The sequence below is a fragment of the Phenylobacterium sp. genome, from assembly GCF_019636135.1.
GTDB lineage: Bacteria > Pseudomonadota > Alphaproteobacteria > Caulobacterales > Caulobacteraceae > Phenylobacterium.
Window position 1 is genome coordinate 93,797 of record NZ_JAHBYD010000019.1, and the last position, 9,933, is coordinate 103,729.

At 71.6% G+C, this 9,933-nt stretch carries 8 protein-coding genes and 1 pseudogene; 5 read left to right on the forward strand and 4 right to left on the reverse strand.

Annotated features, from left to right (window positions below; translation table 11 throughout):
* Positions 1-324 precede the first annotated feature (324 nt).
* The 3 genes and pseudogenes from KF737_RS14445 to KF737_RS22480 all read left to right on the forward strand — a co-directional run bounded on the left by KF737_RS14445 (position 325) and on the right by KF737_RS22480 (position 2,391).
* A complete protein-coding gene (locus tag KF737_RS14445; protein ID WP_296456055.1) occupies positions 325-1,005 on the forward strand; it encodes a response regulator transcription factor in 681 nt (226 codons plus the stop codon).
* Between the two features lie 493 nt (positions 1,006-1,498).
* A pseudogene (locus KF737_RS22475) lies at positions 1,499-2,224 on the forward strand (sensor histidine kinase); the annotation flags it as partial.
* A gap of 53 nt (positions 2,225-2,277) precedes the next feature.
* Positions 2,278-2,391 (forward strand): hypothetical protein, encoded by a 114-nt coding sequence (locus KF737_RS22480; protein WP_367273239.1) that lies wholly within the window; start codon positions 2,278-2,280, stop codon positions 2,389-2,391.
* Positions 2,392-2,501: 110 nt separating this feature from the next.
* On the opposite strand, the gene KF737_RS14455 is transcribed toward KF737_RS22480, so the two are convergent.
* Genes KF737_RS14455 through KF737_RS14465 form a run of 3 tightly spaced genes read right to left on the reverse strand, consistent with a single transcriptional unit; the run spans position 2,502 to position 7,023 of the window.
* Positions 2,502-3,842 carry an efflux transporter outer membrane subunit gene (locus tag KF737_RS14455; RefSeq protein WP_296456062.1) on the reverse strand — a complete coding sequence of 447 codons (1,341 nt, stop codon included), beginning with the start codon at positions 3,840-3,842 and terminating at the stop codon, positions 2,502-2,504.
* Positions 3,842-5,806 carry a MacB family efflux pump subunit gene (locus KF737_RS14460; protein ID WP_296456065.1) on the reverse strand — a complete coding sequence of 655 codons (1,965 nt, stop codon included), beginning with the start codon at positions 5,804-5,806 and terminating at the stop codon, positions 3,842-3,844. Before KF737_RS14460 ends, KF737_RS14455 begins: the two co-directional genes overlap by 1 nt.
* A 2-nt stretch (positions 5,807-5,808) precedes the next feature.
* Positions 5,809-7,023: an efflux RND transporter periplasmic adaptor subunit gene (locus tag KF737_RS14465; protein WP_296456068.1), complete on the reverse strand. Its 1,215-nt coding sequence runs from the start codon at positions 7,021-7,023 to the stop codon at positions 5,809-5,811.
* Between the two features lie 185 nt (positions 7,024-7,208).
* Between KF737_RS14465 and KF737_RS14470 the strand changes: the two genes are divergently transcribed.
* On the forward strand, positions 7,209-7,925 hold the full coding sequence (locus KF737_RS14470; RefSeq protein WP_296456070.1) for a response regulator transcription factor: 717 nt from the start codon (positions 7,209-7,211) through the stop codon (positions 7,923-7,925).
* The gene (locus KF737_RS14475; RefSeq protein WP_296456073.1) at positions 7,922-9,289 is read left to right on the forward strand and encodes an ATP-binding protein; all 1,368 of its coding nucleotides are present in this window, start codon (positions 7,922-7,924) and stop codon (positions 9,287-9,289) included. Before KF737_RS14470 ends, KF737_RS14475 begins: the two co-directional genes overlap by 4 nt.
* A 53-nt stretch (positions 9,290-9,342) precedes the next feature.
* On the opposite strand, the gene KF737_RS14480 is transcribed toward KF737_RS14475, so the two are convergent.
* Positions 9,343-9,933 (reverse strand): carboxymuconolactone decarboxylase family protein (locus KF737_RS14480; RefSeq protein ID WP_296456076.1); only part of this gene is annotated, 591 nt, incomplete at its 5' end.

Consider the following 9,933-nt stretch of genomic DNA (forward strand, 5'->3'; position numbering starts at 1 on the left):
AGGACTCGAGGAGTTTCGACCCGGCGCGTCGGCCCGCCGGAAGCGGCGGCGCCGCCCGTTCCTGACGCCCGGCCAGGCCTCTCATCGGCGCACCCTTGCGGCGCGCGGCGCGATGGAGGCGCGGCTCCCATGCTGCGATGCCCCAGGCTCGGGCGTGCCGATCTGGCCGGGGCCTGTTGACCGCGCGATCCTAAGAACGATTATCATTCTCTGGATGCTAATCCCGCCCGACGGAGCGGCTCATCCCGAAACTTGGAAGGTTGGGAAGTTGTATAAGAGCCCCAATGTTGCGGTAATGTTCGCCGCGTCGGCCAAGGTCGCCGGATGAACATCCTCCTGCTCGAGGACGACCCGAAGACGTCGGCTTTCGTGGCGCAGGGCCTGGAGGAGGCCGGCCACTGCGTGAGCGTTCACACGGCCGGTGAGAACGCGTTGCGCGAGGCGCTGGATCGCCCTTTCGACATCCTCGTGCTGGACCGGATGGTTCGCGGCATGGATGGCCTGACGGTGCTCACGCAGGTTCGCGCCCACGGCTGCCAAACCCCGACCATCATGCTCACCGCGCTGGCCCGGGTCGAGGATCGCGTCGTTGGGCTCCAGGCCGGCGCCGACGACTACCTGGTGAAGCCTTTCGCCTTCGCCGAACTCGCCGCGCGCATCACCGCCCTCGCCCGGCGCCCGCCGCTTGCCGAGGCGGCCGCGGTGCTTCGCGTCGGCGATCTGGAAATGGACGTCCATCGGCGCGAAGTCCGCAGGGGCGGCCGTCACATCGACCTGCAGCCGCGCGAGTTCAGCCTGCTCGAGCAGTTGATGCGCAACCCCGACCGGGTGGTCACGCGAACCATGCTGCTGGATCGGGTCTGGAACCTCGGCTTCGACCCCAGGACCAACATCGTCGAGAGCCACATGAGCCGCCTGCGGGCCAAGCTGAGCGAGGGCTTTGCGACCCAGCCGATCCGCACGGTGCGCGGCTCGGGTTATATCCTGGCCCCAGATGATCGCTAGGTTCGCGCCGCGCAGCGTCCTGGGCCTCGGGATCGTCGCCATCGTGACGGCCGCCATCGTCATCGCGGGGGTCAACGCCGTGACCATCAGGATGGTCCACCACGAGATCGAGCGGCAGTTGGATCATCGGATCGAACTGGAGACCACGTCGCTGCAGATGGTCTACCGCAACAGCGGGTTCGACCGCGTCGTGCAGGTGGTGAAGATCCGCGACGCCTACGGGCCGCTCGGGATCACGGGCTATCTCGCGGACCTGCCGCCCCAGGGTTCCGGAATGGGCTACATCGTGGTCGACGCCGCGGGCCGGAGGGTGGCGGGGAAGATCGCCGCCGACATGCCGCCGCCCGGCTGGAGCGAGTTCCTCCGCTTCCGGCGGGCCGACGGCTCGGCCGGCAAGGCCCAGGCGATGAACGTCGCGCTGGGGAACGAGGGCCGGCTGGTGGTGTTCGCCGACCGCGCGGCGGTGCGCGAGACCGACAGGGCGCTGAAGCGGATGTTCGCCGTCGAGTTCATCCTGGTGCTCCTCATCCTGGCGGCCACGGTCGCCGGCTTCGGCCAGATCGTCCGGCTGCGGCTCGCGTCGATCCGCGACTCGGCGCGCGCGATCATGGACGGCGACCTGTCGCGCCGGATGCCCGCCCATCGCGGCGACTCCGAGTTCGACGAGCTCGCCGTCGAGCTGAACCGCATGCTGGACCGCATCACCGCCCTCATGGAGAACCTGCGCCAGGTCTCCAGCGACATCGCCCACGACCTCCGCACGCCCCTGACCCGCCTGCGCCACAGCATCGAGCTCGCGGCCGCGACGACAGACCCTGCGCTCTATCGCGAGCGGCTGGATGCGGCGCTTGAAGAGGCGGACGACGCGCTGGACCTGTTCGCCGGCCTGCTCGCCATCTCAGAGGTCGAGGGCCAGGCCAGCCGCACGCGCTTCAGGCCGGTGCGCCTGGCCGAGGCCATACGGAAGATCGCCGACGCCTATGAGCCGGCGCTGGAGACCGCCCGTGTCAGCCTCGCCGTCGACCTGGAGACCGCGACCGTCTCAGGCGACGAGATCCTGCTGCAGCGGGCGGTGGCGAACCTGCTGGACAACCTGATCGCCCACACCCCGGCGGGGACCCGGGCGACCCTGAGGCTCCGGCGCACATCCGCCGGCGCTGTGCTCTCGCTGTCAGACACCGGACCCGGCATCGCGGCCGCGGATCAGGCGCGCGTCTTCGAGCGGCTGGTCCGCCTGCGCGCTCGGGGGTCGGGCATGGCCTGGGGCTCAGCATGGTGGCCGCCATCGTGCGCGCCCACGGTGGCGAGATCGCCGCGCGGTCAGGGTCCGGGGGCTTGACCATCGAAATGGTGCTGCCCTCCAACGCGGCGACACCAGGAGCGTGAGCTTCCACCCTCACATCAGCCCGTTGGCGCCGGCCCGAGCCGCCAGTGCTCATGATCTGCGTCGCCGCGCCGCGCGACGTGATCGGGGCCGAGGACGGCGCACGGCCTAGCTAGCCGCCGCCCAGCGCCTCGTAGAGCGTGGCGCGGGCCTGGAGCTGGTCGAGGCGGTTCTGCAGGGCCGACCGCTCGGCCGTCCGCAACTGCTCCTGGGCGTCCAGGTAGGTCCGCAGAGGCACGGCGCCGGCGCGGTAGCGCACGCCGTAGAGCCGCTCGGCCTCGCGCGCCGCCTGCAACGCCGCGTCCAGGCTCCGGCCCTGGGACGCCAGGCGCGTCTGGGCCGAGAGCGCGTTCTCCACGTCGCCGAACGCCTCCAGCAGGGTCTGGCGGAAGAGGATGACCGAGCGCTCGTAGTCGGCCTTCGACACCTTCAGTTGCAGGTTCAACTGGTTGAGGTTCAGGAACGGCAGGTTGATCCCCACCCCCAGCGCCGCCACCGGATTGGCGAGCACGTTCGAAAGCTGGGTGCTCGACCCGCCCGCCGAACCGGTCAGCGTCAGGCTGGGGTAGAAGCTCGCCCGGTCGGCGTCGACCGTGGAGAGCCCCTCGCGCAGGCGCAGTTCCGCGGCCCGCACGTCGGGCCGGCGCGACAGCAGTTCGGCCGGCAGGCCTTCCCTCACCTCGGGCAATGCGGCGCGCGACAGCGCCGTCGGCTCGTCCGCCTCGCTCCAGGCCGACTGGCCGAGCAGCATGGCCAGCGCCGTGCGCGTCTCGGTCCGGGACTGGTTCAGCGCCTCCAGGCCCGCCTTCTGGCTCTCGACGCTCTGGCGCGCCTCGTTGAGCTCGATGGCCGAGACGGCGCCGGCCGCCCGCTGCGTGGTCACCAGCTTCAGGATGTCCTGCGCATAGCCGACGCTGCTTTCGCCGAGCGCGATCTGCTCGTTGAGCTGGGCAAGCTGCCAGTAGAGGTCGAGGGTCGTGCCGATCAGCGAGAGCCGCGTGGCGGCCAGGTCCTCAGCCGTGGCGCGCGCCTCCCAGCGCGCCGCGTCGCGCTCGGCGCCCAGGCGGCCGAACAGGTCGATCTCCCACGAGACCGAGGCGCTGGCGCTGTGCTGGTCGCTCTGGCCGCTTCCGACCGACGAACTCGCGCCCGCGTCGGCGTGCGGCAGCAGGGCGTCGGAGGCCAGCCCCGCCTGCAACTGCGCCCGGCGCACCAGGATGGTGGCGGCGGCCAGGTTGTTGTTCTGGGCCAGCACCTTGTCGACCAGGGCGGTCAGGCGCGCGTCGCCGAACGCCTCCCACCAGCGGTCCTGCGCCTGGCCGGCGGACGCGGCCGGCCCGGAGCCCTGCGCATACTGCGCCGGGAGCTGGACCTGCGGGGTCGTGTAGCGGCTGGTGGTGGCGCAGCCGCTGATCGCGGTGGCGCACAGGAGAAGGGTCAGGAACTTGCGCATCAGTCTCGAGCCAGGGCGACCACCGGGTCCAGCCGGGCCGCATTGCGGGCCGGCAGGTAGCCGAAGACCACGCCGATGAGGGTTGAGCAGGCGAACGCCGCCAGGATCGACAGCGGCGAGAACGCCAGGGTGAAGCCGGAGGGGAAGAGGCTGAAGACGACGCCGAAGGCCAGCGCCAGGACCACGCCGATGGTCCCGCCCAGCAGGCAGACCAGCACCGCCTCCACCAGGAACTGCTGGAGCACGTCGCTCTGCCGCGCGCCGACCGCGATCCGCACCCCGATCTCGCCGGTCCGCTCAGTGACGGACACCAGCATGATGTTCATCACCCCGATGCCGCCCACGATCAGCGAGATCACAGCGATGGCCGCGATCAGCACGGTCATGGTCTCGGTCGTCGACGTGATCGTCTGGCGGATCTGGTCGGTGTTGACGATGAAGAAGTCCTGCGTCCCGTGACGCCGGCTGAGCAGGTCGGTCACCGCCGACTGCGCGACCTGGCTGTCGGTGTCGTCGCGAACCCGCACGGTGATGCTGCGCAGGTTGGTCTCGCCCAGCAGGCGGGCCTGCAGCGAGGTGTAGGGCAGGTAGACCGAGAGGCTGTCGCCGCCCGCGCCCGGGCCGATGCCGCCCGACGACTTCTGCAGCACGCCCACGATCCGCGCCGGCATGTCGCCGATCAGGATCACCTCGCCCAGCGGCGCGGTCGTGCGGCCGGGGAACAGGGTCTTCAGCGTGTTGTCGTCGATGACGACCGACTGGGCGTAGGCCTTCACATCCGAGGCGTCGAACAGCCGGCCCTCGGCCAGCTTAAGCCCGCGCACGCGGAAGTACTGCTCGCCGACGCCGTAGACCGTGCCGGTGGCCGCGACGTTGCCGAAGCGGAGCGTGCCGCTCGACTGCACCGCCGGCGTGACGCTGTCGACGTAGGGCTGCTGCGCCAGCGCCTCGGCGTCGGAGACGACCAGGGTGCGCACGGCGCCCGAGCGCATGTCGCCGAAGTTCTTGCCCGGCATGATGTCGAGCGTGTTGGTGCCGATGGAGCTGATCTGCTGCAGCACCTGGCGGCGCGAGCCCTCGCCCAGCGCCACCACCGACACCACCGAGGCGATGCCGATGATGATGCCGAGCATGGTCAGGAAGGTGCGCAGCCGGTGCGCGTTCATGGCCAGCAGCGCCATGCGGAACGCTTCGCGGAACCGGTCGGCGGCGGCGTTCAGCACGCCCTCGCCCGGCGCGGCGACGGCCGGCGTCGGGGCCGGCCGCGCCTGCGGCTCGGCGCTGCGCTTGTCCGAGACGATCTCGCCGTCGCGGATCTCGATGATGCGGTCGCAGTGCGCGGCCACCGCGTGGTCGTGGGTGACGATGATGATGGTGCGGCCCTCGCGGTTGAGGTCCTTCAGGATCCGCATCACCTCCTCGCCGCTGCGGGTGTCGAGGGCGCCGGTGGGCTCGTCGGCCAGCACGATGTCGCCGCCGTTCATCAGCGCGCGTGCGATGGAGACGCGCTGCTGCTGGCCGCCCGAGAGCTGGCCCGGGCGGTGGTCCAGGCGGTCCGCCAGCCCCAGCCGCGCCAGCAGGCCCGCGGCGCGCTCGTGACGCGCCTCGCGGGACACGCCGGCGTAGATCGCGGGCACCTCGACGTTGGCCACCGCCGGCAGGTCGCCCAGCAGTTGGTAGCGCTGGAAGATGAAGCCGAAATACTCCCGGCGCAGTTCGGCCAGTTCGTCGGGCCCGAGCTCGGCGGTGGAGCGGCCGGCGACGCGGTAGACGCCCGCGGTGGGCCGGTCCAGGCAGCCCAGGATGTTCATCAGCGTCGACTTGCCCGAGCCCGATGCGCCGATGATGGCCACCATCTCGCCGGCCTGGATGGTCAGGTCGACATCCTTCAGCACGGTCAGGACGCCGTCCCCGGCCGGGAACTCCCGGCGCAGTCCCCGGACTTCGATCAGAGGCTCGGCCATGGTCACAGGCCGCCCAGCCCGCCCATGCCCCGGCGCATGCCGCCGGGAGCCCCGCCGTTCGGTCCGCTGGTCTTCGCCGCCGTCTGCGCCAACACGACCTGCTCGCCGGCCTTCAGGCCGGACTTCACCTCGGCGTGCGAGCCGTCGTTCAGGCCGATGCGGACCTTGCGCGGCGCGATTCCGCCGTGGTCGTCCATCACCTGGACGGCGTAGGCCCCGTCGGCGCCGGCCGAGCCCAGCGCCGCGGACGGGATGGTCAGCACGTTGCTGGCGCGGCCCAGCACGATGCTCACCTGCGCGGTCATGAAGGTGCGCAGCCGCCCGTCCGTGTTCGGCACGTCGAAGAGGGCGTTGTAGTAGATGGCCGACGACGAGGCGCTGACGTTGGTGACGCTGTCCTCGGTCTCGATGGTCTCGGGCGCCGGCTCCACGGTGCGCAGCGTCCCGGTGTAACGACGGTTCGCGTCGCCCAACACGGTGAAGTACGCGCTCTGGCCCGCATGCACCTTGATGACGTCGGCCTCCGAGACCTCGGCCTTCACGGTCATGGTGTCGAGCTGGCCCAGCTTGATGATGGTGGGCGCGGACTGCTGGGCGCTGACCGTCTGGCCCTCCTCGGTGACGATCGCCACCACCGTGCCGTCGATCGGGGCCACGATGCGCGTGTAGCTCAGGTTGAGCTTCGCCGTCTCCACGGCCACGGCGGCCTTCTGGATCTGGGCCGCGTTGGCCGCGACCTGCGAACGCGCCGCCTTCAGCGCGGCCTCGGCCGCCTCGAAGTCGGCCCGCGACGTGGCGTCCGCCGACAGCATCGTCTGCTGGCGCGTGTAGGCGAGCTGGCTCTGCGCCAGGTTGGCGTCGAGCTGCGCCCGCTGCGCGCGGATGTTCGCCAGGTCCGCCTGCGCGGTCTGCAGGGCGTTCTCCTGCGGCGCCGAGTCGATCTCGGCGATGAGCTGGCCCTTGGCGACCGTCTGGCCCAGGACGACGTGCAGCTTCTGGATCTGCCCCGTCACCTGCGCGCCGACGCTGACCAGCTTCACAGGCTCCAGCGAACCCGTCGCCATCACCGTCTGCTCGACGTTGCCCACGGCGACGGTCGCCGTGACCGGCTTCGGCCCGTCCTTGCCGAAGAGGAGGGCCTTGACCCCGAAACCCAGGACCAGGGCCAGCACGATGGCCGCCAGGATGACGGCCGCTTTCCGACGATCGATCTTCATGTCTCGCACACGCGTTTTCATCGAGGCTGGTCTTCGGCCTCGCGTGTGGCGGCGGATCGTCCGGGCGGTGTCCCACTGTGTCGGCCGAGCGGGAGTTTGTGTCGCTGTGTGTCGTGCGGCGGGAACGCGCGACTTCGGCACAAGAAACTTTCCCGCCGTGACGGCTTGCCCGGCAGAATGGCGGCATGGACGCCCAGCCCGACCACCTGCTCGTCGTCGACGACGACCGCGAGATCCGCGCGCTGCTGGCGGAGCGCCTGGCCGCGGCGGGCTACAGGGTCTCCACCGCCCAGGATGGCGCGGAGATGCGCAAGGCGCTGGGCCGCGCGGCGGTCGACCTGATCGTGCTGGACCTCAACCTGCCGAAGGAGGACGGCCTCGCCCTCTGCCGCGAGCTGCGCACCACGTCCGCGATCCCGATCATCATGCTGACCGCGCGGGGCGAGCCCATCGACCGCGTGCTGGGCCTGGAGATGGGCGCCGACGACTACCTCGCCAAGCCGTTCGAGCCGCGCGAGCTGCTCGCGCGCATCCGCAGCGTGCTTCGCCGCACGCGCGCGCTGCCGTCGAACATGGAGCCGCTGGACGCCAGGCGGGCCCGCTTCTCGGACTGGACGCTCGACTTCGAGCACCGCCACCTCATCGATCCCGCCGGCCGGACCGTGGTGCTGTCCGGCGCCGAGTTCCGCCTGCTCCGCGTCCTGGTCGACCACGCCAACCGCGTACTGAGCCGCGAGCAGTTGCTGGCCCTGGGCGCGGTCCGCCAGGGCGAGGACCGTGCGATCGACCTGCAGGTGAGCCGGCTGCGCCAGAAGCTCGGCGACGATCCCCGCTCGCCCAGCCTCGTGAAGACCGTCCGGTCCGAAGGCTACGTCCTGGCCTCGCCCGTCATCCTCGAATGAAGCCGCTGTTCCGCTTCGTGGACTCGATGGCGGGCCGGATCTTCCTGATCCTGCTCGTGGGCATCGTGCTCTCGGCGCTGCTGGCGCTGACCCTGGCCGACGGCCGACGCCGGGCCGAGGTCGACCAATTGCGGCTGGAGGGCGTGGCCGACCGCACCCAGTACGTCTGGGAGCAGTTGGGGCGCGCGCCCGAGCCGGAGCGCACGCGCCTGGCGCGCGAGGGCGCGGCCGGCGTGCGCGCCACCCTCGCGACCACGACCGCGCCGAGCGACGTGGCGCTGACCCGGCTGCTGACCGAACGCCTCGGCGCCGCCGCGCAGGCCAACGCGCAGAAGGTCGACTTCGAGACCTGCTTCCATCGGCCGGGCCGCATCCCGATGCAACGCCAGCCCGACCGGACGCTCCAGCCGCCGCAGTGCTGGCTGGTGACGGGCCGGCTCGAGGACGGCGCGCCGATCCGGCTCTCGGTCGACACCCCTCCCCTGCAACGCGACGACGCGGTCGGCCTGGACCCGCTGTTCCTGGGCGTCCTGGCGCTGGCCGCGCTCGGCCTGTCGTTCGTCGTGGCCCTCGTCGCGGCGCGGCCGCTGAACGCGCTCGCCCGCGCCGCCCGCGCGCTCGGCCGCAACCTCGACCACGCCTATGAGGGCCCGACCGGCCCCTACGAGGTCCGCGAGGCCGCCACCGCCTTCGACCGCATGCAGGCCGACCTGAAGCGCCACCTCGCCGAGCGCACCCAGATGCTGGCCGCCATCGCCCACGACCTGCAGACGCCGCTGACCCGCCTGCGGCTGCGGCTCGACAAGGTGGCCGAGCCCGCCTTGCGTGACGCGCTGATCGGCGACGTGCAGGCGATGCACGACCTGGTCCGCGAGGGCCTGGAGCTGGCGCGCAGCGAACAGGCGGTCGAGCCCCTCGTGCCGCTGGACCTCGCCTCCCTCCTGGAGAGCCTGGTGGAGGACGCCCAGGACGCCGGCCGCCAGGTGGTGCTGACGCATCGCGAGGCGATCGACGTCCTCGCGCGCCCGCTGGCCCTGCGCCGTTGCCTGGAGAACCTGGTCGACAACGCCGTGAAGTACGGCGGCTCGGCCGAGGTCGCGTCCGAACGCGGCCGCGGCGGCGTCGCGGTTCGCATCCGCGACCATGGCCCCGGCATCCCAGAGGATCGCATCGAGGAGCTCTTCCGGCCCTTCGTGCGCCTGGAGGAGTCGCGCTCGCGCGAAACCGGCGGCTCTGGCCTGGGCCTGGCGATCGCACGCCGCCTCGCCGCCCAGAACGGCGCCGAACTCGTGCTGCGGAACCACCCCGGCGGTGGCCTGGAAGCGACCCTGCTGCTGCCTTGGCCTTCGACCGCGGCGCGCTAGGTGTCGCCGAAGCCTACCGGCGAGGGGCGCCGCGGCCACGACGGCCGGACGTCTCAGTCTTGCGGCAAGGACAGGTCCGGGTCGACGGCCAGGGCGGGTTCGGGTTGGACGCCGAAGGTGTTCAGGATCATGCAGGTCTGGGTGTAGTGGCCGGCGGTGAAGACGAGGTCCATCCGCTGCTTGTCGGAGAAATGGCGGCAGAGGTCGGCCCAGCTCGCCGGGCGCACGAACTGGTCGGCGTGCAGTTCGTCGCAGGCGCGCAGCAGCGCGCGGTCGGCGTCGCGCCACTCGGACGCCGCCGGGCCCAGCTTCACCCGCGCGATCTCCTCGGCGCCGAGGCCCGCGTGGAGGGCGAGGGCCTGATGCTGCGCCCAGCCGTAGCCGGCGCGGCAAAGGAAGGCGATGCGCAGGATCACCAGCTCCTTCTCGCGTCGCGGGAGGTCGTTGGCCTGCGAGGTGATGTAGGCGCCCAGCGCCAGCAGGCTGCGCATCGCCGCCGGGGCGCGCAGCACGGTGCGGAACAGGTTCAGCGGCCGCGCACGCGGCGTCACCAGCTCCAGCACCTCGCGCTGCAGGTCGGTGAGCTCGGCGTCGGTCACGGGCGGATAGCGGGCTTCGCGCAGGCGCACGTCTGAACTCCTCCG

Excerpts from the sequence above, each read along its gene's own strand:
- KF737_RS14445 (WP_296456055.1), top strand. The coding sequence starts at position 325 with ATGAACATCCTCCTGCTCGAGGACGACCCGAAGACGTCGGCTTTCGTG.
- KF737_RS22480 (WP_367273239.1), top strand. The coding sequence starts at position 2,278 with ATGGTGGCCGCCATCGTGCGCGCCCACGGTGGCGAGATCGCCGCGCGG.
- KF737_RS14455 (WP_296456062.1), bottom strand. The coding sequence starts at position 3,842 with ATGCGCAAGTTCCTGACCCTTCTCCTGTGCGCCACCGCGATCAGCGGC.
- KF737_RS14460 (WP_296456065.1), bottom strand. The coding sequence starts at position 5,806 with ATGGCCGAGCCTCTGATCGAAGTCCGGGGACTGCGCCGGGAGTTCCCG.
- KF737_RS14465 (WP_296456068.1), bottom strand. The coding sequence starts at position 7,023 with ATGAAGATCGATCGTCGGAAAGCGGCCGTCATCCTGGCGGCCATCGTG.
- KF737_RS14470 (WP_296456070.1), top strand. The coding sequence starts at position 7,209 with ATGGACGCCCAGCCCGACCACCTGCTCGTCGTCGACGACGACCGCGAG.
- KF737_RS14475 (WP_296456073.1), top strand. The coding sequence starts at position 7,922 with ATGAAGCCGCTGTTCCGCTTCGTGGACTCGATGGCGGGCCGGATCTTC.